The organism is Natronorubrum sp. A-ect3 (assembly GCF_041821125.1).
Taxonomy (GTDB): domain Archaea; phylum Halobacteriota; class Halobacteria; order Halobacteriales; family Natrialbaceae; genus Natronorubrum; species Natronorubrum bangense.
Map to the genome: position 1 here is coordinate 63,536 of NZ_JBGUBB010000001.1, position 24,135 is coordinate 87,670.

Below are 24,135 nucleotides of genomic sequence, written 5' to 3' on the forward strand. Positions count from 1 at the left end.
CGATGTGTGGTGTTGCCCCGATATGAATAAACGTTGTGTCGCGGCCCGCAGAGACACAAACGTTTCAACACTCGAGGAAAAACTGTGATCGATGTCGGTGTCGCCGGGACAGCTCCGTCTGCTCGCCGGGATGATCGTGATCGGTGCGATTGTCGCGACTGGCGTGCTCGTCTCTCCAGCAGGGGTGTTTGGTGCCGCTGAGTCGGTTTCTTCGGACCCCTATCTGTTCGGCCTCGTCGTGGTTGGCCTCTATCTCGTGCGGCCGCTGCTTGCGCTTCCGACGACGCCGCTTGCACTCGTCGTCGGGTACGGATACGGCGTCGTCCTCGGGGTCCCGATCGCACTGGCGGGCGTCATCATGACCGTTATTCCCGTCTTCCTCGCTGCACGCTGGCTCGGCGACGCCGAAACACGCACCTGGCCGTGGTCGATCGGTGGCTGGATCGGAACGCTGCTCGAGCGAACCGGAACAACGGTCTCACGGTATTACAACACCGCGGGACCGGTTCGTGGCGTCATCGTCTCGCGGCTGGCACCGATCCCATCGGATGTCTCGACGTGTGCAGCCGCGGTCAGCGGCGTGCGCCTTCGCGAACTCGTGATTGGCACGGCGATCGGCGAACTCCCCTGGACGGTCGCTGCGGTCATCGTTGGCTCCTCGGCGGCGACCGTGACAGCCGGCGGGCTCGGCGACCTCGGCGTCACGCTCACCGTCGCCTGTCTGCTCGCCGCGATGGCGCTGCTTGCAGGGCCCATCTATCGAGCGGTTCAGTCGCGTCCACAACGACGCAGCGTCGACCGCCAGATGGATCGCTAGGCCGATCCCTCAGTCGACCGCCAAGCTTCGTACGCCACGCAGGGTTCGATCCCACCGAGCAGGTGTGGTGTGCGCTTAGAGAAACGGATCGCTGCAGTCGATGATGACGCCATGTTGTGGACAGACGTACTTACAGTGGCGCTTGTACATCGGCGTCTCACAGAACGGACAGGGATGGCCATCTGTCCGATGAGTTTCGGTGGGATCAGTCACCGCGTATCAGCTCCCGAGCGGTTCGACGACCGGTTTCTGCGCTGCCTGATAGGGTCGGTTGGCTGCGAGACATCGAGTCATTCGTACTGACGGTTGGGACCAGTATGAACGCGACGGACTCGAGTCACCGTCCGTGACGGGAAATTATCCATACGCCTCTTTCTCGGAGAAATGAGTATGCATAGTGTTAAGCGAGGGATCGTGGTGCGTGCGTATGGTGTTACCAAAGGCCATGACCTGTGCAGAAACGAGGGACCGTTCGAACGTGGGTGACTGTGGCGTGGTTCAGCACGCTGACTCGAGTACAGCGCGACGGCGAGGTGTTGAGACGGAACGACCGAGACGGGTTCGTCCCGAAGGGGGTGGGGCCGATGGCTGATTCGGACGACCTCAGTGCTGTCGGTCGCTTCCGTGAGGAACTCGACCCGATCGTCTTCCTGTTTGGAGCCGGCCTCTCGGTTGGGATCATCGCACTCTACTTCATCAGCCCGACGACCGTCGAAAACGCCATTGGGGTGGCAAACGAGTCGATGCTCGAGTATCTGAACTGGGCGCTGCTGTTGATCGTCTTCTTGATCGTCTTGTTCTTGCTGTTCCTGATTATCGGGCCGTGGGGGAAGATCAGGTTGGGCGACGAGAAGCCGGAGTACAGCTTCCTCTCGTTTTTCGCAATGTTGTACTCGGCTGGCTTCGCCGCCGGGGTCGTCTTCTGGGGGCCGACTGAGGCGCTGTTTTATTACGACAACCCCTCGCCGCTGTTCGACGTTTCCGGTGGCTCGGCGGAGGCGATGACGGTCGCCGTCCAGCAGACGCTGTTCCACTGGGCGCTCCCGCAGTTGGCTGTCTTCACGATTATGGGGATCGCGATCGGCTACTTCGCGTACAACTACGATTCCGTCCCACTGCGGGTTTCCTCGGCGCTGACCCCACTGCTCGGGAAGGATAACCTCGATGGGAACGCCGCGAAGTTCATCGATATCATCGCTGTCTTCGCGACGATCGGCGGCGTCGCGACCTCGCTTGGCTTTATTGGCAGCCAGTTCGTCACCGGACTGGACTACCAGTGGGGGATCGATCTGGGGAGCACCGGGATCTTGCTCGTGGTGACGACGATGACGCTTTTGTTTACGATCTCGATGGTGCTTGGCGTCGACCGCGGCATTCGCCGGCTCTCGAATTTCAATATGATTCTCTTCGTCGTCCTCATGGTGGCGACGTTCATCGTCGGCCCGACGGTGTTTCTTGTCTTGCTCGGAACACAGGCCTTCGGCGGCATGGTGACGAACTTCGTCTCGATGAGTCTGTTCACCGGCGCGGGTGTCGAGGGCGGCACCCAGTGGGCAAACGACTGGACCGTCTTCTACTGGGCGTGGGCACTCTCGTGGTCCCCGTTCGCCGGTCTGTTCATCGCTCGGATCTCCAAAGGACGCACCGTCCGCGAGGTCGCGTTTACGGGCATCGCTGCGACCTCTGGGGCGACGATTCCGTGGTTTACCTTCGTTGGCGGCTCTGCCGTCTGGGCCCAGCACAACGGCGTCACGGATATCCTCGGCCCCGTCGGCGAACACGGCGCGCCGGTCGCTGGCTTCGCCCTCTTCGAGGCGTTCCCGCTTGGCTCCGTGTTCATGATCGCCTTTATGATCCTCGTCACCACGTTCTTCATCACGTCGGCGGACTCCTCGACGCTCGCCGTCTCGATGATGACCACCGGCGGCAAGGCCAGTCCCTCGAGTATCAACCGGATCTTCTGGGGAGTCGTCCTCGGCATGACCGCTGCGATCCTGATGATCCTCGGCGGCGTCGACGCCTTGCAGTCGGCCGCGATCATCACGGGCGGCCCGTTCGCGTTCGTCTGTCTGTTCGCATTGCTCGGACTCGTCCGCGAGTTCAGCGCGAAGTTCGGCCGTGTGCTCTTACAGGATGACGCCTGGATCGTCGGCTCGCGGCCGGAACGGCCCTCGAGCGGCGATTCGGACGCAGTCCCCGGCGACGACGACTGACAGCGATCGGTGCCGCTCGAGTCGTCTTCGGACGACCGGTGTGGACGCACCGCTGTCAGTGCTGTTCGATGCGGCTCGATCAAAAAAACGAATTCGCGGTTTCGGTCGGTCAGTTCAGTCGCTGCTCAGCACTCGCTCCAGCCACAGGACTCGCAGGTCTTGCAGCCTTCGGAGTAGTACAGCGACAGCGAGCCACAGTCAGGACACTCCGGCGACTCGCCGGCGTCGATCAGGTCCTGAATCGCGTCGTCATCGTCGTTGCTCGCCGCAGCGGCTCCGCCGTCGGTCTGTGGGCCGTCAACCTCGGCGTCCGCGCCCGCATCAGCCGCATCCTCGAGCGTCTGCTGGGTCGGGTACGGCTTGTCGATCTCGCCCTCGAGGTAGCGACGCATCGCGGTGCCGATGGCGTCCGGGATGGACTGGATCTGCTCGCCTTTGTCCCAGGCGACTTTCGGACTGCGGGTGCCACAGAGTTCGTCGACGATCTCGTCGGGGTCGACACCCGAGCGCAGCGAGGTCGAGATGACCTTCGCCAGCGCCTCGGTAAAGGAGTTCGTGAAGCCACCGGAGTGGCCGATGTTCGCAAACAGCTCGAACGGCTGGCCGGTCTCGGGGTCCTCGTTGATCGTCACGTAGACCTTGCCGTAGCCGGTGTCGATACGCTGGCTGACGCCCTGGAGTGCATCTGGCCGCTCGCGCTTCTCGGTGAAGTCGACCTCGACCGGCTGGCGCCCCTCGTCGACCAGCGAGTCGACGTCTTCCTCGAGCACGTCTCGGACTTCCTCGCTGTCGAGGAACTCGGCCAGGCCGCCGAAGATCTCGTCGATCTGCTCGACCAGTGCCTGTGCGGCTTCCGTCTCGTCGGCGAAGTCAGCGTTGTCGGCCCGCGTCGTCAGCACCTGCTTGGAGCGGGTGCCGTCGCGGTAGTAGGTGACACCTTTGCCGCCGTTCTCATACACCCACTCGAAGACCTCTTTGGCGTCCTCGAGCGAGGAATCGTTCGGTGCGTTGACCGTCTTCGAGATGGCGGAGTCGACGCCTTTCTGTGCGGCACACTGGACGGCCGCGTGCTGTTTCGCCGAGAGGTCCGAGGTGATGACGAACAGTTCGCCGATGGCGTCTGGCACCGTCGACAGCCCTTCGACGCCGTCGAACTGGTTTGTGGCCATCTGCTCTTGGGCCTCTTCCTTGACGGCATCGACGTCGATGTCGTTGGCCTCTAAGGTGCGCAGGAAGTAGTCGTCGAACTCGACGAGCATCTCGTCGCCCTGCACGTCGTCGGTGACGTTCTTGTAGTAGGCGACGTTATAAATCGGCTCACAGCCACCCGTCGTGTTGCCGACCATCGAGGTCGTCCCGGTGGGGGCGATGGTCGTCACGTTGTGGTTGCGGATCGGGAAGCCATCGGCCCAGTCGTCGGCGTCCTCGCCGGTCTGTTTCTCGAACCACTCGCTGTACTCGGTCGGGTCGGCGTACTTCGAGTCGTCCCAGTCGTTAAAGGAGCCACGCTCGGTCGCGAGGTCGTGACTCGTCGCCTTCGCGCCGTGATTGATGTGGGTCAGCAGCTGGCTGGCGACCTCGTTGCCCTCCTCGCTGCCGTACTTGATGCCGAGCTGGATATACAGCTGAGCAAGCCCCATGATCCCGAGGCCGATCTTGCGCATGTCACGAACCTTCTCCTCGATCTCTTCGACCGGGAAGTCGGACATCGTGACGACGTTCTCGAGGAAGCGCGTCCCGTACTCGATGCGCTCGTCGAACTCCTCGAAGTCGATCGCCTCCTCTAAGAAGGCCGCGACGGCCGCCTCGTGGGAGTCGTACTCGTCGGCGTGTTCCTCGCTCCAGACACGCCAGTCGGGTGCGTTCTGGTCGGCGACCGTCGAGAGGTTGATGTGACCGAGGTTGCAGGCCTCGTACTCCTCGAGTGGCTGTTCGCCACAGGGGTTTGTCGCGAGGATGCGGTGGTCTTCCTGCTCCTCGATGTCGAAAGAGTGCTCCTTGTTCACTCGCTCGAGGTAGATGACGCCCGGTTCGCCGTTCTCGTGGGCACCTTCGACGATGCGCTCGAAGATGAGTTCGGCGGGGATCGACAGCGGCTCGCCGACCTTGACGTGCTCGCCGAGATCGTAGCGGCTGTACATCTCTTTGGTCTCCTCGGTGGCGATGTGTGGCTCTTCCGTACGCGGATTGGTGAACGTGAACTCCTCGCCGTTTTTGACCGCGTCCATGAAGCCGTCGGTGATGCCGACGGAGATATTAAAGTTAGAGAGGTGGCCCTCGACGGCGTTGCGCAGGTGTTTCGGAACGCGACCTTCCTCATCGATCAGCTCGCGGGCTTCCTCGAGCGCTTCCGAGAAGGTCGTGTAGGTGTAGTCGTCGGGGTCGTTGAGTCGCAGCGTGTGTGCCAGCGAGACGTCCTTGTTTTTGGCGTGGATGAACTCGATGACGTCCGGGTGGGAGACCCGCATGATCCCCATCTGAGCACCGCGTCGGGTGCCACCCTGGGCGATCGTCTCACAGAGCTGGTCGTACGTGCGCATGAACGTGATCGGGCCGGAGGCGATACCGCCGGTCGAGCCGACCGAGTCGCCGTAGGGACGCAGCTGCCAGAAGCCGTAGCCGACGCCGCCACCGGACTGGAAGACCTCCGCGGCCTTCTTTGCGGTCTCGTGGATGTCCGAGAGGTCGTCGTCGGGGCTCATGACGAAACACGCCGAGAGCTGCTGGAGTTCGTCGCCAGCGTTCATCAGGGTTGGCGAGTTCGGCATAAAGGAAAGGCGCTCCATCCCTTCGATGAACGTCTCGGCGACGTCCTCGACGTGCTCGCGGGCCTCCTCGGGAAGTTCTGGGACGACCGTCTCGTAGGCGAACTTGTTGACGTTGTGCTCGGTCAGTTCGGTTTCGACGTCGTCATCAACGGTTGTCCCCTCACCGAAGACCTCCTCGGCGAGTTCGTCCCGGCGCGGGTGGTCGGGCTTGAGCTGGTCGGGTGTAACGGTTACCTCGAGGTCGAGCTTGTCGGCCTCGTAAACGGCCTCGGCAAGAGCGACGTTCTTGCCGACGCGGTCGAAGAGGTCCTCCTGGGATTCGATGAGCTCGCCGTTGGCGTCCTTACGCAGATAGCGTGCGGGGAGGATGTTGTGATAGGCGTTGGCGGTCAGTCGCTCCTCGAGCGTGTCACCGTCGGTGCGTTTGATCGGGAGGGTGAGGTCAGCCGCGGAGAGCTCCGAGTTGCTCATGCGCAGGTCACCTCGTCAGTATCCCGTTTCCGGGTGGCGATTCTGGCGTATGGGGAAGTCCTGAATTCCATCATTCGTAACGAAGGTTCGATAGTCAGCCATGCATCTTAAAACTGGGTATTTCGTCCTATATTTCTTGTACTAGGACAACTCCAGTTGTACAGATGGCTCTGTGTTGTCTCGTTTGTCGAGTCGATCACGATCCTCGAACAGACCGTAATCGGTGCTATCAGCAACTACAACGCCGACGGTCTTAACGATTTTCAGAGCGAACTGAAAGTAGCGTCAACGACAATGAATCGCCGCCTAGTCGGCCGATTTTTAGTTTCAGTCGGCAGATCGATCGCCTGCATGAACACATTATTTTTCGTGAAAGTAACGAATAGCACTCTTTCATTACATCCAGAAAGATTACGTCCCTGTAGGACCGTGGGGTCAGTATGTTCGAACCGCTAACGTCCTCGACCATCTTGCTCATACTGGCGGGATTGGCCGCCTTTGCGGTCGCCGTCGTTGCGATCCGTATCGCGATCAAACTGGCCGTCCGAGTCGGGCTCGTCGCCGCGGTCGTGCTCGCAGCCCTGTGGGCAACTGGGACGCTCGAGTTGCTCCCCGGCGTCTGAAGTCGACAGCTCCGTAACCGATTTTCTATTGAACGATTCCCGCCTACAGGGTCGAGAGGAAGTTCTCGATGACGTCGTGGCCAACGGCCGTCAGGACGCTTTCTGGATGGAACTGCACGCACTCGAGTGGATACTCCTGGTGGCGTACACCCATCACGAGCGTCTCGTCCCCGTGTTCGGCCGTCGCCGACACCGCGAAACAGTCGGGCACCTCAGTGGCGACCAGTGAGTGATAGCGGCCAGCCCGAAAGCCCTGCTCGAGTCCCTCGAAGACGCCCTCGCCGTCGTGGTCGACCGCAGAGGCCTTGCCGTGAATCGGATCGGGGGCCCGGCCGACGGTGCCGCCATAGGCGTACACTGCGGCCTCGAGGCCGAGACAGACGCCGAGCGTCGGAATCTCGCTGAGTTCCTCGAGTACGTCCATCGTAACGCCGACGTCGCGGTCGTTTTTCGGATGCCCCGGCCCCGGACTGATGACGATCGCGTCGGGGTCGACGGCGCGGACGTCCTCGAGCGAGGCGGTGTTTTTCAAAATCTCGGTCTCGGTGCCCGGCAGTTGGCTGACGTACTCGACGAGGTTGTACGTAAACGAGTCGTAGTTGTCGATGAACAGTACTGTCAGCGCCTCCGAATCCGCGTCGGCAGCCGACTGCTCGCCCGTCGCGTTCATCGGCTCACCTCCGGTGTCGTCTCGACGGCTCCGCTTGAGTCGTCCTCGCTGCCGTCGGCAGCTGTCTCGATCGCCTCGAGGGCTGCGAGCACGCCGCCCATCTTCTTCTCCGTTTCCTCGTACTCGGCCTCGGGGTCGCTGTCGGCGACCAATCCAGCACCGGCCTGGACCGTAATCCGGTCTCGATCTGCCTCGTTTTCAACCGTTGCCGTCCGGATCACGATCGCGAAATCGGCGTCGCCAGTCCAAGAGTAGTAGCCAACGCCGCCGCCGTAGAGCCCGCGTGGCTCGGCCTCGAGGCCGTCGATGATCTCCATCGCGCGGATCTTCGGCGCGCCCGAAAGGGTTCCGGCGGGGAACGACGCACGGGTCGCATCAAAGGCATCGGAGTCCGCTGCCAACGCTCCAGTCACGGTCGATTCGATATGCTGGACGTGGCTGTATTTGAGGACGTTCATGAACTCGTCGACCCGGACCGAACCTGCCTCGGAGACCCGACGCACGTCGTTTCGGGCCAGATCGACCAGCATCGTGTGCTCGGCGCGCTCTTTCTCGTCGGCCAGCATCTCGCCGGCCAGCCGTCGGTCCTCGACAGGACTCGAGCCCCGGTCGCAGGTCCCGGCGATGGGGTTGGACATCACTTCGCGCCCGCGCACGGAAACCAGCGTTTCGGGACTTGCGCCCACGACAGTCAGATCGCCGTGGTCGAGCAGATACATGTACGGCGAGGGGTTGACGTCGCGCATCGCCTCGTAGAAGCCAAGCGGGTCGACGTCGCCGTAGAGCTCTCGTGTTCGGGAGATGACGCCCTGATAGATGTCGCCATCGAGGACGTGTTCTTTCGCCCGACGGACGCTCTCCTCGTACGCTGCTTTGGGGCCGGCGATCTCTTCGTCGCGGACGAACCCACCCGTTTCCGGTGGTTCGGCCGTCTGCAACGTCTCTGCGACCGCGCGTGCCTCGGCTCGAATCTCGTCGTAGACCGCGTCAGGATCGGCGTCGGCCTCGAGGATCGGCGTACAGACCAGCGAGACGGTTCCCTCGTGTTCGTCGAACGCGAGCGTCTTCGTCGTCAGAACGAACTGGGCATCCGGGAACCGCGAGTCGGGTCGCTCGAGGCCGACTTCCTCGAGCCAGAGGTCGTAGACGGCGTCGTAGGCGAGAAAACCGACCAGCCCACCGGTCAGATGCTGTCGGTCGTGGTCGGGTGCGTTCGGGAAGTCGACATCGGGCATCGCCGCCCGGAGCGCGTCGACGGTGTCGCCTTCGACATCCGTCTCGAGGAGATCAAGCGGCGCGTCGTCGGTCAGCGCCTCGACGGTCGTCCCCTCGGGTTCGACCGTGACGACGGCGTCAGGATCGTAGCCGACGTAGGAGTAGCGCGCGTGGCGGTCCGCTCGCGTCGAACTCGGGCGGAACGCGCCGTCCGGATCGCTCGAGGCGGTTTTCTCCGCGCTCTCGAGTAAGAAGGCGTACGACGATCGCTCCCGGTCGCTCGAGGGCGAGCGGCCGGTGAGGGCGGCGTAGGCCGCAAGCGGCGTCGTCTCGACGTCGAGGGTGGCGACGGTTCGGACGACTGCTGGCCGATCCTCGCGGTCGCCTGCATACTCGCAGAAGGTCTCGCGGTCGATATCTAGCGTCGGCGTCGGGTTCGATGGGGGGGCTGAGTCAGTCATGGGTGATGGGACGAGTCCGGCTCTACTGCTCGAAGGGCGGTCGTTGCTCGGTCGACGAACGATTGCACTGCGGTCGGGTCCTTGCTGCCGTTGTCGGCTTCGACCCCACTTGCGGCGTCGACGGCGAACGGCTCGACTGCTCGGACCGCGCCCGCGACGTTGTCTGGGGTGAGTCCACCGGCGAGGATCAACGGCGACTCGAGATCGGCAGCAGCCTGTCGAGTTCGTTCCCAGTCGTGGGTCTTGCCGGTGCCGCCACCGCCGTCCTCGCCTGGCGTATCGACGAGGAGGGCGTCGACGACGTCGTCGTAGGCGGCCGCGTTCGTCGCGTCGTCGGCATCGACCGCGTACAGTAGCCGTGCATCGATGGTCGATCGCAAGCGATCGAGGGCGTCCGGCTCGAGGCCGCCGTGGATCTGGAGGACATCCGGTCCGACCGCATCGACCAGCTCGCGTGCGTGGTCGGGGTCGGACGGCATCGTCACGAGCACCGTCGTCACGAACGGCGGCGTGGCCGCGACGAGGGCTCGAGCCTGATCGACTGAGACCTCTCGTGGCGTGTCGACGGGAACGTCACAGATGAGTCCAACCGCGTCGACACCGGCGTCGACGACCGTCTCGAGGTCGGCTTCGGTCGTCAGTCCACAGACCTTGACGCGTGTCATTGGTGGGTCTGTTCCGAGACGCCCGTGCAGAGCCGTTCGAACTTCGTCGCTGCGTCGCCGGACTCGATCGCCTCACGTGCGATATCGGCACCGTCCTCGAGCGAGTCGGCCTCGCCCGCAACGTAGATCGCTGCGCCCGCGTTCGCGAGGATGACGTCGCGCTTTGCGCCCGTCACGTCGCCCTCGACGATACCGCGCATGTCGTCGGCGTTTGCCTCGGGCGAGCCACCTGCGATGTCCGTGATGTCGTGTGCCTCGAGGCCGAGATCGGTTGGCTCGAGCGAATACTGCTCGACGTCGGAGCCCGTCACTTCCGCGACGGTGGTCTCGCCGTGAATAGCGATCTCGTCGGTGCCCGCGCCGTGGACGACCAGCGCGCGGTCGACGTCCATTCGGGCAAGTGCCGCCGCCAGCGTCGGGACGAGATCGGGGTCGTAGACACCGACGACCTGTGCGTCCGCGCCCGCGGGGTTCGTCAGCGGTCCGAGAATGTTAAAGACCGTTCGCATGCCGAGTTCCTTGCGCGGGCCGATGACCGCTTTCATTGCAGGGTGGAACACCGGCGCGAGCATGAACCCGATCCCATTGCGTTCGATCGCGTTCTCGACGGCCGGTGGCTCGGCCTCGACGTCGACGCCAGCGACCTCGAGAACGTCTGCGCTGCCAGACGACGAGGAGACGGAGTAGTTGCCGTGTTTAGCGATCGGGACGCCAGCGCCGGCGGCGACGATCGCGCTCGTCGTCGAGACGTTGATCGTATCGTAGTCGTCCCCGCCCGTCCCGCAGGTGTCAACCAGCGGCTCCCGGTCAGGTGCGATCGTTCGGGCTGCCTCGCGCATCCCTTCCGCGAAGCCGGCGATCTCCGCTTCCGTCTCGCCTTTTGCACGCAGTGCCGCAAGCAGTGCGCCGATCTGTGCTTCCGTTGCGCCCTCGAACACCGCTGTCGAGGCCGCTCGAGCCTCCGTTTGTGTAAGGTCCTGGCCGTCAGTCACCCGTTCGACGTATTCCTGCATAGTGAACACCAATGTACGTAGTTGTCTTGTAATGCCCAAATCAGTACATCGACTTAAACGTATCGCCGGGATGTGTGGGGCTCACTCTCGAAGGGCATTCGATTCGAAACCTTCAATTACCGTGGCGGGCAACGATTGAATGCAGACAAGGTGGCGACGGACGCCACGAAAACGAAACCAGGCGGGTTGGTGGTCTAGTCTGGTTATGACACCTCCTTGACATGGAGGAGGCCGGCAGTTCAAATCTGCCCCAACCCACTGTTTCTGACGGAACTACAACCGACAAGCGATGCGAGTCGTTGGTTTGAGACTATTCTGCAGTTCGAATCAGACGAGTCGCACACAGCGACCAACCGCGAGCACGTCTCGAGAGGGGTCAAATCTGTGCGATTTGATTCCGGCTTCGAAGACGGTTCCGCTGTAGTACGTCGCTTCTTTCGAGTCCTGTCACATACACCCATACTCTGTCGCAACCGAACGGTAGAAACGTGCGAGTCGACTCGAGCCGTGTATGGAGGTGCTCGGCCGGCTGGTGGCGTTGCTCGTCGTCTTACTGCTTGGGACTGGACTGCGAGCCTCCGGTGTCCTCACTGCCGGCCGGACGGCACGACTGAACGCTGTTGCCTACTATATCGCGCTGCCGGCGCTGCTGTTCGTTTCCACGTACGATCAGGCGATTGGCCAACTCCTCTCGCCGGCGCTGTTTCTGGGGCTTCTCTTCGTGTTGTTTACGACAGTGGGGATTGCGTGGCTCGTTCATCGCAACCGGGACTCGAAGGGCCGCCAGAGCGTGGCCGTGATCCAGTCGTATCACTCGAACATCGGCTATCTCGGCGTGCCGCTGATCGCGGCGACGTTCGACCCGGCAGTAACGGCGATCGCAAGCGTGATCCTCGGGGTCGTGACGCTGGCCCAACTACCGCTGTCGGTGCTGATTCTATCGACGCTCAACGGTGCTGATGCGGCGCTTGGTCCCAAACTTCGGGGGTTGGCGAAAAATCCCGTGTTGCTCTCGTTGCTCGTCGGCCTCACGGTTGGGTCGGTCGGCCTCTCGGTTCCCGGCCCTGCCGCAACCGGACTCGACGCCGTCGGCTCGCTGGCGCTGCCGCTGGCACTGCTCTGTGTCGGGGCCTCACTCGAGATCGATCTGCCAGCGATCGATTACGGGGCGACCGGCTCCGTCGTCGCGCTGAAAATCGTCTGCATGCCAGCGCTCGCGTGGATCGTCTTCTCCGCGTTGGCTGTCGATACGGCGACGTTTACTGCGGCTGTCGTGATGTTCGCCACGCCGACTGCGGTTTCGACGTTCGTCTTCGCCGCCGAACTCGGCGGTGACACGGAGTTTGCGTCGCTGAACGTCTTCGTCACGACGCTCGTCTCGATGGGGTCGTTGTTTCTGTTGATTTCGCTGGTCGGGTGACGAAACGCGAAGCAATCGGATCGATCACGGCGATAAGAGCTGCTGAGGTCGGCCTATCCACCGAAGAACCGCTTAATTCGACCAACGAAGCCGACTGCTTCGTCCTGCGTGTCGTCCTCGTCGCTCGAGTCGCCCTCGTCGCGGTCGATCGAACCGGCGAGCGGTCCGGCGTCATCGCCGAGTTCGGCCGTTGCCGACTCGCTCCCGCTGTTCGGGGATGTCGACTGTGCCTGCGTCGCCTCGAGGTCATCCATCGAGAGCTCAATTTCGTCGACGTCTGGTGTCGCCTCACGTCCCGTCCCCGCTTCGGCGGCCCGAACGTCCGCACCGGTGACAGTGCCGTCTTCGATTCGGGCCGCGAGTTCCTCGAGTGAGGCGTCGTCGTCCAGCTCCGTGTCGTCGGGGATCGCCGTTGCCGCCGCATCGATGGCTGCCGCGGAGTCGGCATCCGTGGTCCCGGTGTCGTCGGGAGCTGGTTCGGTCGGTGTTGGTGCCGTCTCCGTCGAGTCGCTGGGCGTCGACTCGGCGCGGTCACCGTGTTCTGCCGTGGCGGCCGACTGACTGCTGTCCTCGCTGGCGCCGTCGCTGTCGACTGTGTCGGCCGCTGGAATGTCGGTTTCGTCGAACTCGGTCGTCACGGACTCGGCCGTATCAGTCGTCGTCTCGTCGGCTGCGTTGCTCGAGTCGCCGGCCGCCGATTTCGTCTCGTCGAGCGAGGCGAGGATATCATCGACGCTTTGCTCGGAGACGACGCGTTGTGGGCCGCCGCCGGGCTCGAGCGTCTCGCTCGAGTCGCTGTCAGCGTCGGTTGACTCACTCGAGTCGGCTCCAGACTCGTCAGAGGAGGGCTGCTCGTCGCTCATTGTGCACGTCTGTCCCTGCCGAGACTATAACTGTTCCCCAGTGGGATTGTCTCGGCGCCCGACCGAAACCGGAAACGAAGGTGGCTTTGAGAGCAGGCTGCCGGTTCAGGCTGGCGCTTCGGCCAGCGTTGGTTTCGAAAGCACGACGTTGAGCACGGCACCGAAGAGGATCAACATGCCGGCGAAGTAGAGCCAGGTCACAAAGAGCAACACGGCGCCGACTGCACCGTACGCCTGATAGCGGCCGGCGTTGGCGGCATAGAGCTGGAAACCGACTTGAAGGATCGTCCAGCCGACGGCGGCGAAGACAGCACCTGGAAGGATATCGGTGACTGTGACCGAAATCGGTGGCAACACGTAGTAGATCGGCACGAAGACGAGGATGAGCCCAACCAGCAGCGTGATCCAGCTCAACAGACCGGCAAACGGCACGAGGTCGGCGGCGAGTCCGAGGACTGTTCCGATCACGATCATCAACACGATCGCACCCGCGCCCGCGACGATTACGGTGAGGCCGTCTTTGATCTGATCGATCAGGGAATCTTCGGCGACCTCGTCATAGACCTTATCGAACGCAAGGCTGAGACCGCGAAAGACCTTGAGCCCACCCCACGTGGCGACGGCTAGTGCGACGACGGTCGCCTCTGCGCGTCCGGATTCGGTCGTCAACGCGCTGGTGACGAGTTCCTCGCCCGCTTCGGGAAGGAAGTCGCCGGCGACGAGAATGAGCCGTTCGGCCGCGTCCTCACCGCCGAGCAACGAGCCGACGACGAGCGCAAGCAAGACGAGTGGAATCAACGAGACGAACGCGTAGTAGGCGAAGCCGGCCGCAAGGAAAGAGATGTCGCGGTCGTTTGCCGTCCGATAAACCGAACTGAGCGTCTCAGGCACGTCCATACGGGATCGAAGACGGCCACCACCAAAGGTCTGTCAGTCGACCACAGTTTCTGTCTTCCAATGCAGTCTCGACACCAGCCGGGCTCACCACTCGACACAGAAGTTGTGTGATGCGTAGACTGCCCCGTCGTCGTTAATGTAGACGCCGACGCCGCCTCGGTCCCAGGTCGGCGAGTCGCCTTCCTCGAGAATGGCTTGCCGGTGTGGAGTGGAGTTCATCCACTGATCGACGAGCCCGGTTGCAAGCGCCTCTGCGGACTGATAGTGGGCGGTGTCGTCGCCCCCGGGGGCTCCAACGGGGCGGTCGACCCACGTCTGGGCGATGTTCTCACCGTAGCCCCGACAGTAGTCGTCGACATCAGTAAAGCGCTCCATCGGCTCCTCACCGTCGGGGTTGACGTGATCGAAGTACTCCCGATCGGCCATATCGTAGCTGTGGGCGCGGGCGACGGAGGCAACCGTGCCATCCCACTCGAGGGCCTCGAGGCCGTGGTCGGCCCGACGGTCGTTGACTTCGGCGTGGACGAAGTCCTCGACAGTTTCTGACTCGACCGTCTCGACGTCGGTTTCGTAGGTTGACTGGTTCGGGTCGGCCGGATCAGTAACTGCAGGATTGCGCTCACCCGTCGGTGGTGGCTCCGAACTCGGATCAGGGAGCGACTCAGTGTCGGTGCTGTTGGGGACGGTAAACTCGTCACCGTCGATGCCGAGGTCTTCGAGGACAGTCGGTGCGAACATCGCGGTTCCGAAAGCGAGTGCCCCGATCAGGGCGACGAAGACGAAAAATCGCAACAGTGTCCGGATGACACCACGGTCAGCACTGTCGCTTTCGCTCGCGTCATCTCCGGGGCGGCGTCTTCCCATCGGCTAGTGGAACGGGCGGGCGAGATAAGACGCTCGTGGTTGGTTGCAGCCACTGATAGGCGACCCATGCAGCGACGACGGTGGTTAGTCGCCGCCGAAGATCGTCTCGTGGAAGCCGATTACGAGCCCGGGAACGACCGCCATAAACAGATGCTCCTCGAGTGGAATCCCTGCGATATCGATCCCGGTTCGCAGTTTGATATCGAAGACGCCGACGGCGAGCGTGTAGCGATCCCAGACGTAGGCGATAGGATACAGTGCGAGGATCGTGATGGCGGCTTTTCGGAGCGCGTCTGCACGCTGAAGCAACAGGACGGCGACAATTCCCCAGAACAGCTCCGTTATGAGATAGGTGTATCGCCCGAAGACGCTGATATCTGGTGCCATATGCGAAGTACAACGTCACAGACAAAAACACTCGGCCTGAACCCACCCAGCTAGAACGTGCGGTATGTTCAAAACCCCGGCGTGAGTATACCGGGGTAGGACAATGAATATCGCTGATATCGCTACCACGGAATATATTGAAGTCGACGTTGGCACGCGTATGGGGAAGGTCCGTTCGACCTTTGACAACGGCAACCCCAAGGGAATTATCGTTACCGATGACGGGGAGTACGAGGGCGTCATCAGCGAACGAGAGGTTCTCCAGTCACACGTCGAGGACGATGCCAAAGTCTCGGCACTGATCAAACCCAGCCGCAACTCGCCGGCACCCAAAGTCGACCGGAACGAAGACGTTCGGGAGACCGCACGCGTCCTGATCGAGAGCAACTCGAAGGTCGCGCCGGTGTTCGAAAACGGCGAACTCTGGGGTGTCATCAGCGGCGACGCAATCCTCGAGGCCGTCCTCGAGAACCTCGACACGCTCACCGTCGCGGACGTCTACTCGGACGATCCGGTTACGCTCGCGGAAGACGACGGGATCGGCAAGGCGATCAACCACCTCCGAGAGCACGGAATCTCCCGTCTGCCCGTCGTCAACGAGAACGGCTACCTCTCCGGCGTCGTCACGACCCACGACATCGCTGACTTCGCCATCCGGAAGAACCACACGACGACGACGGGCGACCGCGTCGGCGACTCCCAGCGACTGCTCGATGTCCCCATCTACGACATCATGACCAGCCCCGTCGCGACGACGACACTCGACACGACGGCCAAAGACGCAGTCGAGCAGATGCTCGAGCAGGATTACGCCGGGCTGATGGTCACGCCCGAAGACGACGACCGCGTTGTCATCGGCGTCCTCACCAAGACGGACGTGCTGCGTGCGCTGACGTTCACCGAAGAAGAGCACATGGACGTCCAGATCACCAACATCTCGATGCTCGATACGATCACTCGAGAGTCGATCGTCCAGAGCATCGAGCAGGTCTCCGATAAGTACGCCGACATGCAGGTGATGCACGCTCACGTGCGCTTCCACGAGCACAACGAGACGCTCCGTGGCACCCCACTCGTCCAGTGTCAGGTTCGCCTGCGGACGAACAAAGGCCAGGTCGCCGGCACCGGCGAAGGCTACGGCGCGGAGAACGCCTTCCGCGTTGCCATCGACAAACTCGAGCGCAACGTCTTGGAGATCAAAGGCATCACGAGCGACGAGGAGTACCGCGGTCAGCTCCTTCGCAAGCTGAACGAGCTGTAACGGGACTGGCTGCGACTGATTCTCAGTCTCCTCGCTCGACCTCGAGACTGACCGTTTTGTGCACGTCTCGAGCTGAGCGTGCCACCTCCACGGTGTACGTGCCGGGATCGACCGTCCATCCTCGCTCGAGGTCGTAGCGACCGAGCGCGCGTGACTCGAGGTCGAGGTCGACGGTCCGCGTCTCGCCGGCCTCGAGTGCGACCGATTCGAAGCCTGCGAGTTCACGTGTTGGACGCTCGACCGGCGACGATTCCGGCGGCCGGACGTACGCCTGTACGACCTCGCGACCGGGTCGGTCGGCGACGTTTTCGACGGTCACACGAACTGTCCGCTCGTCGACGACCGTCGCGTCTCGATACGAGAACTCCGCATAGGAGTGGCCGTGTCCGAACGGATACGTCGGCTCCGCATCGACGCCGTCGGCGTCGAAGTGGCGATAGCCAATGAACACGCCTTCCTCGTACTGTGCCTCGCCGTCCACGCCGGGATACCGTCGCTGCTCGCTTGCGGGATCGGTCCCCGCTGGTGCGAACGTCACAGGTAGCCGCCCCGATGGATCGCAGTCGCCGTACAGTACCGAGGCGATCGCCGCGCCATCCGCCTGTCCCGGATACCACGCCTCGAGGATCGCATCGACATCGTCACGCCACGGGAGTTCGACAGGACCGCTCGAGGCGACGACCACCACTGTCTCGTCCGCCGCGGCGGCGACCGCCTCGACCAGTTCGTCTTGCTCGCCGGGCAGTCGCAGCGAGTCGCGGTCTTTGGCCTCCGTCGTCCTGTCGCGGACGAAGACGACGGCGACGGCGGCGTCTCGAGCCGCCTCGACAGCGGCGTCGATGCGCGGTTCGGCTGCGTCGATACCGACCGGTTCCGCGGCGGACTGCTCGTCCTCGGCAGCCGACTCGTCCTCGCCGTCACCGACGAACGGTAACACGTCGAACAGCGAGAGGGCCGGAATTGTGTCGACGCCACGGGCGACCGTGACTCCACCATTGGCTCGCGCGCGGATCCCCTCGGCCGGGCTCGTCGATTGGAACGGCGACGTCTCCGACGAGCCGCCCCCACCGAGTGTCGCCTCGTGGATGTTCGGCCCGATGACGGCGACGTCCGTCTCGTCTGCGAGCGGGAGCACCCCGTCGTTCTCGAGCAAGACGGTTCCGCGGGCAGCGAGTCGCTCGGCGAGACGGCGGTGGGCTGGCGTGTCGAGTGCACCCTCACGCTCGAGTGAGCCAGCGCCGGAATCGGTGTTTTCGTCGGTAGCGGTCCCTTCGAGGTGGCCAACTCGCTCGAGTTGCCCGAGGAGTCGCCGAACCATGTCCTCGAGTCGGTCGGGCGAGACCTCGCCGGCGTCGATGGCGGCCGCGAGCGGGTCGCTGAACAGTCCCGCGCGGGTTCCGTCGGGGAGCCCGCCCATGATCTCGGCGGCCTCGCCCTCGAACTCATCCGGCGAGGGCCACTGGTCGTCCGACTCGTCGCCGGCTGCGACGCCCGGCATCTCGAGATCCAGTCCGGCGGTCGCTGCGCCGACAGTACTTTCGGTGCCGTACCAGTCCGAGACGACGTAGCCGTCGAACCCCCACTCGTCTTTGAGCACGTCGCCGACGAGGCGGCTGTGATCGCTCATGTGCATGCCGTTGACCCGATTATAGGCCGTCATTACGGAGCCAACACCGGCTTCGACGGCGGCCCGAAACGGTCGCAGGTACAGTTCGCGAAGCGTTCGCTCGTCGACCTCGCTGCTAACGGTCACACGGTCGGTTTCCTGATTGTTCGCGACGTAGTGTTTGACCGTCGCGACGACATCCTCGTCGTGGATTCCAGTGACGGCACCGGCGGCGAGTCTCGAGGCCACCACCGGATCCTCGGAGTAGTATTCGAAGTTTCGGCCACAGTGTGGCACCCGAATGAGGTTCGCCCCGGGTGCGAGCAGCGCGTCCTGGCCGAGCGCTCGTGCCTCTCGAGCCATCGCTGCCCCCTTCTCTCGCGCGAGGTCGGGATCGAACGTCGCTGCGACAGCAATCGGAGCCGGAAACGCCGTCGCTCGCTTTCCTTCGGCACGAACACCGAGCGGGCCGTCAACTAGCCGATACTCGGGAATCCCGAGCCGGTCGACACCCGGGAGATACCCCGTCGCCGTCCCCTCGGGATCGTCTCGCCCACGAACCAGCCGCAGCTTCTCCTCGCGAGTCAACTCCGTCAGTAACTGCTCGACGCGGGCAGATGAATCGTGCATGCTACCGTGTCCAGACCGACGCCGGGTAACTGTTCGGGAGGTGGCTACCGAGAGCAGTCAGCGCCGTGGCGATTCGGCACCGCCCTCGAGGCCGCGATCCGTAATGCGGAACTGGACCGACTCGCCGGCCGGCTTCGACCGGTGTTTCTCGAGGGTCGCCCGCCGCTTCCCGCCGCGGAATCGCTCGAGTCGGAGAACGACGCCGGTCCAGTGCTCGAGTGTATTTCCACCGAGCGCGCGCGTGCGATCGGCGTCGGGGTCCGAAAAGACCTGGTTCGTGAGCACGACCGCCAGATCGTGTTTGCGTGCCAGTGAGAGGAGATGGGTCACCTGCCGGGCGACGCTGCGCAGCGCCTCGCCTTCGTCACCGTCTGCGGTTCGCTCGAGGCGATAAAAGCCGGTCGCGCTGTCGAGGACGATCAGATCAGCTTGCTGGGCGAACCCCTCGGCGTCGCGGACGGCCTCGGACTGCTCGTCGAAATCGAGCGCGTCCTCGATGACGATGCGGGAGGCGACGGCTTCGACGTCTTCGTCGTCGACGTGGGCCGACAGCAGTTGCTGAAAGCGGTCAACCGAGACACCTTCGGTATCGATGTAGACGGCAGTGCCACCGGCGACGGCCGTTTCGACGGCTGCGGACAGCGCGAGGTTCGTCTTGCCCGCGGCTGGCGGGCCGTATAGCTGCGTGACGGTCCCACGTTCGAACCCCCCGCCGAGCAACTCGTCGACCGGGCTACAGCCAGTTGAAATCGCCTCGTCGTTCACAGGTTGAGTTGGCAGGTTGCGTGCAAAAAGGCCCCGAAACCGGCTGGTCGAGTCGTACTCGAGGAACGTCGCCGACCGAATTCGTGTACGTTTATTCACGCTCGCATCGAAGACAGCGGTGTGATCGTCGTCGCTACGTCAGATTTCGAAGTGTACCACGGCGTCGTCACCGAACTCCGCGAGCGCGGGACCGAGTTCACGACTGTCGAACCCGACACGAGGGTACCGGACCACACCACGGTCGTTATCACTGGCCCCGAGCACGCCGACGCGTTCGAATCCGTGACGACGATCGTCGCGGAGCCGGATGCACCCAGACGCGCCGTCGATCAGGCGCTCGCTGCGGCTCGAGGGAACGGTGGCCGCACAGTCATTGGTGTCGACCCGGGCCGTAACCCCGGGATCGCCGTCCTTGCAGGCGAGATGGTCGTCGCTGCCTTTCAGGTGCCACTGGCCAACGCGGTCGACGTGATTCAACGCGAAGCCGCCGACGCCACCTCACCGATCGTCCGCATCGGTGATGGCTCGCGTCTCCAGGGGTCGAAACTGGTCAACGACCTCGAGGACGTCCCGGTCGAACTCGTCGACGAGACGGGAACGACACCCTATCTCGGGACGGGCGCGCGAGGGATGGGTGATGTGCTCGCAGCCGTCAATATCGCTCGCCTCGAGGGCGAACCCGTCGAGACACGCGAGATCGAGCCGACGGCGGGTGAGCTTCAAGCGATCAAGGACCGCTCGCGAGAACAGAGCGAGACAAACCGGGCGATCGATGAACCGCTTGCCCGGCGGGTCGCCACAGGAGAGTTGACGATCGACGAAGCGCTCGCAGAACACCGCAGAGAGGATACTGACGGCGCAAGTTGAGTGTCCGCTCGACACGTTCTGTCTCACTGGTGAGTGGCCGTCCCCGATATCAGTGTTCGTTGCGCGAGGCGACCAGAGCCGCCACGAGTATTGCCACGAGGGCGACGCCGACACCGAGCCCGGGCATCGAATCATCTGCTTCGTCGTCTGCGGTCACTGTCGAATCCGGATCATCAGTGGATGTAGTGCCATCGCCCGTCCCGTCGACAGTATCGTTGGGAGCTGGTTTGTCGTCGCTGTCAGCAACCTTGTCTTTGCCCGCGTCTTTCGCTGGTTTTCCGTCCGCTGGCTTTGTTTTGTCGTCGTTGTCCATCTCGCCCTCTGCTGGCGTCTCACCGCCTATCTCGTCAGATGTGTCGCTTTCACCCTCTGTGCTGCCGTTATCAGGGGTTGCGATCATTTGCTCAGCGTCAGCGAACTGAACGTTTCTGTTCTCTTGCATCGTGATCTGTGACGCGTCAGCACTGCCATTGTCTTCAGCGATCGCGAGAGCGGTCTGTTGCTGGTTGCTGTTTTTCTGATTCACGAACTGGGTGTGGTCGAGTTCGGCGATCCAGTACTGATCGCCTTCAGTCAGCTGTTCGCTCTCACCGTCGTAATCGAGTGCCAACAGCGAGGTTCCGTTGCCATCGTTCTCACCGACTGTCACCGTCGTTTCGTTGGTAATCACGGCTCCGGCTTCGGGATCGAACGCGTCACCGACGTTTTCTACGCTGGCAACACCAACCTGTTCGTTGTAGTTCCGTTGTTCAGCCAACTGAATGGCCGTTGCATCGCTTTGATTAAGTGCAATCGCCACAGCCGCGCTCTGCAAATTGACATTCACTTGCTCTGCGTTCTGGTACTGGGTCACACTGACTTCTGGCTCTCCGCTGTCGTGGGCGACCCCACCGTCACCGTCTGTCGTCACGACGTTGTTGTCCTCCACCGCTGCGGTGGCAACATTCATCCCCGACATCGCCTCAAGGATCGAAATCGTCTCGGTTGATGCGAGCTGTTCGTTAAAGTTAGTCTGATCAGTGATCTGGATCGCTGTCGCAACGGAACCCTCACCGACTGCGATGGCGACCGCCATCCCCTGTTGATTCTGGTTCGCCTGAGAGACCCTCTGTGACTGGTTGACAGTCGCCTCTGTTGACTGCCCATCGGAGCCCGCATCACCAGTCTCGTGGAGTGTCGTCGTTCCCTGCTGTCGGTTCTGGTTAGTCTGTGTGGATCGCTGATATGCCACCGCTTCGCTTGCGCCTTCGGAGATTGCGACGGCGATGCTCTGGTCGTTATAATTGACTTGGTCGACGTCTTGGTCTTGTGTGGTTGACGCCTCGGTCGGCTGTGAGACATCCTGCACGGCGTCGTCGTCCGCCTGGTCAGCGACACTCCACCCATCGAACTCCTGTCTGTCACCATTGCCAAAGACGATATGCACGTCACCGACGTTTTCGAAGACGAGATCCTCCGATGCAGCCAGCGTGTTTTCGGCGGTTGCCTCACCGACCTGACTGTTCGCGCTCTGTTGGTTCGCCTCCTGGATTGCCGTCGCCTCTCCTCCATCGATTGCGATGGAGATCGCGCCACCTTGCTGGTTAAAATCCACCTGCTCGACGTCCTGATACTGGACGATATCGGCGATCTCTTCCTGATCGGTAACCGGTCCCGGTGCGTCTGCCATCTGCGCCTCAATGAACTCATCAACCGACTGATTTTCGAGTTCTGCACCGAACACGAAGTAGAGGTCCTCGCCGTGCTCGAGCGTCTGAACGGCGTCGTCTGTTGCATTCGTCTCAGGATTTACGCTAGTTTCGCCTGCGGGTGCCGCTGCCCCAACCATCGCGAAAGCAACCATCGCGGCGACGAGCAAGACCGAAAGTTGTGATATGCTAACCATCGGTATCAGTGCTCGTTCCTGAAATTCATCGTCAGTGAGTGTATTTTTCCACTGAATGTCATCTTCACAAACCAGTATCTGACGAATACTGTCTTTGTTATCTGGATGTTACGGGCAAGAAGAGGTTGGCTACCCGGAACGTCATTCCCCCGGAAAGAGACCTGAGGGATGGACAGGAGATCGACTCGAGTGTCGCAACGCTGCTCATACGGCCAAATTCACGAGACACAACGGGGGTGAAACGACTCGTATTTGCATATTGAAGTTCCCAGTTTCAACTTTCGAGACTGGTCGATATGGACGACGTTCGTGACTCAAATAATGTCGAAGATTGGGATGGTAAAGTCGGTGACAGCAGCGGGCTATCTGTTATGGCTACTGAATAGTGAGTGAGAACTGACTGTTCAATATCGAACTCATACAGAGGACTGTCTCAGATCTTGTACTGTTGTTTCGTCGGCCTTAGATCTGCTAACGGAAGATTTGGTCCGAAACTGTTCCCGGGGTTCATATTGGTCTCCGAAATGTCACCATCTGGGCAGCGTGGCACCGAAGAGAAGGTCGGCAGCGTCGACGAGGCGATGTCCGATCGACGAACATGTCTCACACGTGTGCCCGACACGCGGTACGATTCACAAATCATGAAACGCGCACTCTCACTCGCACTGACGGTCGCACTGATCGGCAGCCTCGCATTTATGGGGTTTGCCGGAACAGCTGCTGCAGACGCCACGATCGAAAACAACGCTGACGTCGACCAGGAGACGACTGCGGAGACTGACCAGGCACAAGACAACAAGCAGTACGCTGACCAGGACGCTAAGAACTACCAGAACCAGGACGCTGATCAGCAGAACAACGCCTGGTTAGGTGACAACATCGCACTGTCCGTCCACGGTGACGCTGATGCGGAGAACACCGCTGATCAGAGCAACGACCTCGAGCAGGACCAGGACGCTGACATCGATCAAGACATCGACCAGGACAGCGACCAGGATCAGGATGCAGACACTGAAGCCGAAAGCGAGTTCGATCAAACGTTCGAGCTGCAGGACTTCATCAACTTCGGCTTCTAACACTGCGACCGCTGTCGAACTCACACCCGAGTTACGTTCACATATTTTTTGCGGTCACTGGTCTCGAGTTGGAAGCTGAGCGAGCCACTGTTCTGGTGTCGCCAACACTACTCGGATCGATCAGCGTTGACCGTCCTCCGTTACGTTCGTCGAGTCGCTCGTGGTGACGTACTGTTGCTCGAATCATTTGGACACCGGTCGTGTGGCCGAATAGACGTTCTACGACGTGTCGCACGATCCGAATGAAGCAGTGGCCAGGAGAGGTCGTGACTGATTCGTGAGTACAAACGGGATTCAACAGCCGCCCGGCGGGTGCCACTGCAATACGGCATCACGGCCGAAGCTTGGCCGAAAACACAGCGGTTTCAGACGAATCCGTATGTTGGTTCGACCGAACGACACGTCGACAACTACGTCCACGCATCCAGTGGTACCGGAGAGCATACAGCCCCGCTCGGAGTTGTTCTCGAGACAGTCCCTAAGGTAGCACGATCGATGGAACCGTCTATACGCGTCTCACGTGGGAGAATCACGACCGGCTGGATTTGGCATCGTCTCGACAAGGAGCACACGAATCCGCACGCCGTCGCCGTGAACCGGTGTTCTCCGCGTGAGGGTTCTCTATCGCTTATTACGAAAAGAACGCCGTCGGTCGCTCGAGTAACATTGGCGTAGGACTCATTGTAGTCGTCGTGATC

Annotated in this window: 20 protein-coding genes and 1 tRNA gene; 8 read left to right on the forward strand and 13 right to left on the reverse strand. The window is 62.1% G+C overall.

The window, feature by feature from the left end; translation table 11 throughout:
* Positions 1–91: 91 nt before the first annotated feature.
* Positions 92–817, forward strand: a complete 726-nt coding sequence (locus tag ACERJA_RS00325) for a TVP38/TMEM64 family protein (RefSeq protein ID WP_373606380.1) — start codon at positions 92–94, stop codon at positions 815–817.
* Positions 818–892: 75 nt separating this feature from the next.
* Here ACERJA_RS00325 and ACERJA_RS00330 read toward each other — a convergent pair whose 3' ends face one another.
* The gene (locus ACERJA_RS00330) at positions 893–1,030 is read right to left on the reverse strand and encodes an HVO_2523 family zinc finger protein (RefSeq protein ID WP_373606381.1); all 138 of its coding nucleotides are present in this window, start codon (positions 1,028–1,030) and stop codon (positions 893–895) included.
* 371 nt (positions 1,031–1,401) lie between these two features.
* On the opposite strand from ACERJA_RS00330, the gene ACERJA_RS00335 reads away from it, so the two are divergent.
* Positions 1,402–3,030 (forward strand): BCCT family transporter, encoded by a 1,629-nt coding sequence (locus ACERJA_RS00335; RefSeq protein WP_373607431.1) that lies wholly within the window; start codon positions 1,402–1,404, stop codon positions 3,028–3,030.
* A 125-nt stretch (positions 3,031–3,155) separates the two neighbouring features.
* On the opposite strand, the gene ACERJA_RS00340 is transcribed toward ACERJA_RS00335, so the two are convergent.
* The gene (locus ACERJA_RS00340; RefSeq protein WP_373606382.1) at positions 3,156–6,269 is read right to left on the reverse strand and encodes an adenosylcobalamin-dependent ribonucleoside-diphosphate reductase; all 3,114 of its coding nucleotides are present in this window, start codon (positions 6,267–6,269) and stop codon (positions 3,156–3,158) included.
* 440 nt (positions 6,270–6,709) lie between these two features.
* Between ACERJA_RS00340 and ACERJA_RS00345 the strand changes: the two genes are divergently transcribed.
* Positions 6,710–6,892, forward strand: a complete 183-nt coding sequence (locus tag ACERJA_RS00345) for a hypothetical protein (RefSeq protein WP_006067687.1) — start codon at positions 6,710–6,712, stop codon at positions 6,890–6,892.
* 43 nt (positions 6,893–6,935) lie between these two features.
* On the opposite strand, the gene trpG is transcribed toward ACERJA_RS00345, so the two are convergent.
* The 4 genes from trpG to trpD are packed head-to-tail and all read right to left on the reverse strand — an operon-like array spanning position 6,936 to position 10,916.
* Entirely contained in the window at positions 6,936–7,562 is a 627-nt protein-coding gene (trpG, locus tag ACERJA_RS00350) for an anthranilate synthase component II (RefSeq protein WP_373606383.1), read from the reverse strand.
* Positions 7,559–9,238, reverse strand: coding sequence for an anthranilate synthase component I (trpE, locus tag ACERJA_RS00355; protein ID WP_373606384.1), 1,680 nt, complete (start codon positions 9,236–9,238; stop codon positions 7,559–7,561). Before trpE ends, trpG begins: the two co-directional genes overlap by 4 nt.
* Positions 9,235–9,903 carry a phosphoribosylanthranilate isomerase gene (locus tag ACERJA_RS00360; RefSeq protein ID WP_373606385.1) on the reverse strand — a complete coding sequence of 223 codons (669 nt, stop codon included), beginning with the start codon at positions 9,901–9,903 and terminating at the stop codon, positions 9,235–9,237. The genes trpE and ACERJA_RS00360 overlap by 4 nt, the downstream gene beginning before the upstream one ends.
* Positions 9,900–10,916: an anthranilate phosphoribosyltransferase gene (trpD, locus tag ACERJA_RS00365; protein ID WP_373606386.1), complete on the reverse strand. Its 1,017-nt coding sequence runs from the start codon at positions 10,914–10,916 to the stop codon at positions 9,900–9,902. The genes ACERJA_RS00360 and trpD overlap by 4 nt, the downstream gene beginning before the upstream one ends.
* Before the next feature lie 183 nt (positions 10,917–11,099).
* Between trpD and ACERJA_RS00370 the strand changes: the two genes are divergently transcribed.
* A tRNA-Val gene (locus tag ACERJA_RS00370) sits at positions 11,100–11,174 on the forward strand.
* A 253-nt stretch (positions 11,175–11,427) separates the two neighbouring features.
* Positions 11,428–12,336 (forward strand): AEC family transporter, encoded by a 909-nt coding sequence (locus tag ACERJA_RS00375; protein WP_373606387.1) that lies wholly within the window; start codon positions 11,428–11,430, stop codon positions 12,334–12,336.
* A gap of 53 nt (positions 12,337–12,389) precedes the next feature.
* On the opposite strand, the gene ACERJA_RS00380 is transcribed toward ACERJA_RS00375, so the two are convergent.
* The 4 genes from ACERJA_RS00380 to ACERJA_RS00395 all read right to left on the reverse strand — a co-directional run bounded on the left by ACERJA_RS00380 (position 12,390) and on the right by ACERJA_RS00395 (position 15,347).
* A complete protein-coding gene (locus ACERJA_RS00380; RefSeq protein WP_373606388.1) occupies positions 12,390–13,199 on the reverse strand; it encodes a hypothetical protein in 810 nt (269 codons plus the stop codon).
* A gap of 105 nt (positions 13,200–13,304) precedes the next feature.
* Positions 13,305–14,096, reverse strand: a complete 792-nt coding sequence (locus tag ACERJA_RS00385; protein WP_373606389.1) for a YihY/virulence factor BrkB family protein — start codon at positions 14,094–14,096, stop codon at positions 13,305–13,307.
* An 84-nt stretch (positions 14,097–14,180) separates the two neighbouring features.
* Positions 14,181–14,960 (reverse strand): CAP domain-containing protein, encoded by a 780-nt coding sequence (locus tag ACERJA_RS00390; RefSeq protein WP_373606390.1) that lies wholly within the window; start codon positions 14,958–14,960, stop codon positions 14,181–14,183.
* Positions 14,961–15,044: 84 nt separating this feature from the next.
* Entirely contained in the window at positions 15,045–15,347 is a 303-nt protein-coding gene (locus ACERJA_RS00395; RefSeq protein WP_373606391.1) for a lycopene cyclase domain-containing protein, read from the reverse strand.
* A gap of 103 nt (positions 15,348–15,450) precedes the next feature.
* On the opposite strand from ACERJA_RS00395, the gene ACERJA_RS00400 reads away from it, so the two are divergent.
* The gene (locus tag ACERJA_RS00400; RefSeq protein WP_373606392.1) at positions 15,451–16,608 is read left to right on the forward strand and encodes a CBS domain-containing protein; all 1,158 of its coding nucleotides are present in this window, start codon (positions 15,451–15,453) and stop codon (positions 16,606–16,608) included.
* A 22-nt stretch (positions 16,609–16,630) separates the two neighbouring features.
* Here the strand turns inward: ACERJA_RS00400 and ACERJA_RS00405 are convergent, their stop codons facing one another.
* Positions 16,631–18,844, reverse strand: a complete 2,214-nt coding sequence (locus ACERJA_RS00405) for a beta-glucosidase (RefSeq protein ID WP_373606393.1) — start codon at positions 18,842–18,844, stop codon at positions 16,631–16,633.
* A gap of 57 nt (positions 18,845–18,901) precedes the next feature.
* Positions 18,902–19,609 (reverse strand): DNA repair and recombination protein RadB, encoded by a 708-nt coding sequence (gene radB, locus ACERJA_RS00410; RefSeq protein WP_373606394.1) that lies wholly within the window; start codon positions 19,607–19,609, stop codon positions 18,902–18,904.
* Between the two features lie 120 nt (positions 19,610–19,729).
* On the opposite strand from radB, the gene ACERJA_RS00415 reads away from it, so the two are divergent.
* Entirely contained in the window at positions 19,730–20,476 is a 747-nt protein-coding gene (locus ACERJA_RS00415; RefSeq protein ID WP_373606395.1) for a hypothetical protein, read from the forward strand.
* Positions 20,477–20,525: 49 nt separating this feature from the next.
* Here the strand turns inward: ACERJA_RS00415 and ACERJA_RS00420 are convergent, their stop codons facing one another.
* Positions 20,526–22,361 carry a PGF-CTERM sorting domain-containing protein gene (locus ACERJA_RS00420; protein WP_373606396.1) on the reverse strand — a complete coding sequence of 612 codons (1,836 nt, stop codon included), beginning with the start codon at positions 22,359–22,361 and terminating at the stop codon, positions 20,526–20,528.
* A gap of 524 nt (positions 22,362–22,885) precedes the next feature.
* Here ACERJA_RS00420 and ACERJA_RS00425 point away from each other — a divergent pair.
* On the forward strand, positions 22,886–23,437 hold the full coding sequence (locus tag ACERJA_RS00425) for a toxin transporter (protein ID WP_373606397.1): 552 nt from the start codon (positions 22,886–22,888) through the stop codon (positions 23,435–23,437).
* Positions 23,438–24,135: the final 698 nt, after the last annotated feature.

Coding starts and splice junctions, on each gene's coding strand:
- ACERJA_RS00395 (WP_373606391.1), bottom strand. CDS start 15,347: ATGGCACCAGATATCAGCGTCTTCGGGCGATACACCTATCTCATAACG.
- trpD (WP_373606386.1), bottom strand. CDS start 10,916: ATGCAGGAATACGTCGAACGGGTGACTGACGGCCAGGACCTTACACAA.
- trpG (WP_373606383.1), bottom strand. CDS start 7,562: ATGAACGCGACGGGCGAGCAGTCGGCTGCCGACGCGGATTCGGAGGCG.
- ACERJA_RS00425 (WP_373606397.1), top strand. CDS start 22,886: ATGTCACCATCTGGGCAGCGTGGCACCGAAGAGAAGGTCGGCAGCGTC.
- ACERJA_RS00385 (WP_373606389.1), bottom strand. CDS start 14,096: ATGGACGTGCCTGAGACGCTCAGTTCGGTTTATCGGACGGCAAACGAC.
- ACERJA_RS00380 (WP_373606388.1), bottom strand. CDS start 13,199: ATGAGCGACGAGCAGCCCTCCTCTGACGAGTCTGGAGCCGACTCGAGT.
- ACERJA_RS00420 (WP_373606396.1), bottom strand. CDS start 22,361: ATGGTTAGCATATCACAACTTTCGGTCTTGCTCGTCGCCGCGATGGTT.
- ACERJA_RS00335 (WP_373607431.1), top strand. CDS start 1,402: ATGGCTGATTCGGACGACCTCAGTGCTGTCGGTCGCTTCCGTGAGGAA.
- ACERJA_RS00325 (WP_373606380.1), top strand. CDS start 92: ATGTCGGTGTCGCCGGGACAGCTCCGTCTGCTCGCCGGGATGATCGTG.
- ACERJA_RS00340 (WP_373606382.1), bottom strand. CDS start 6,269: ATGAGCAACTCGGAGCTCTCCGCGGCTGACCTCACCCTCCCGATCAAA.
- trpE (WP_373606384.1), bottom strand. CDS start 9,238: ATGACTGACTCAGCCCCCCCATCGAACCCGACGCCGACGCTAGATATC.
- ACERJA_RS00375 (WP_373606387.1), top strand. CDS start 11,428: ATGGAGGTGCTCGGCCGGCTGGTGGCGTTGCTCGTCGTCTTACTGCTT.
- ACERJA_RS00360 (WP_373606385.1), bottom strand. CDS start 9,903: ATGACACGCGTCAAGGTCTGTGGACTGACGACCGAAGCCGACCTCGAG.
- ACERJA_RS00390 (WP_373606390.1), bottom strand. CDS start 14,960: ATGGGAAGACGCCGCCCCGGAGATGACGCGAGCGAAAGCGACAGTGCT.
- ACERJA_RS00405 (WP_373606393.1), bottom strand. CDS start 18,844: ATGCACGATTCATCTGCCCGCGTCGAGCAGTTACTGACGGAGTTGACT.
- ACERJA_RS00400 (WP_373606392.1), top strand. CDS start 15,451: ATGAATATCGCTGATATCGCTACCACGGAATATATTGAAGTCGACGTT.
- ACERJA_RS00345 (WP_006067687.1), top strand. CDS start 6,710: ATGTTCGAACCGCTAACGTCCTCGACCATCTTGCTCATACTGGCGGGA.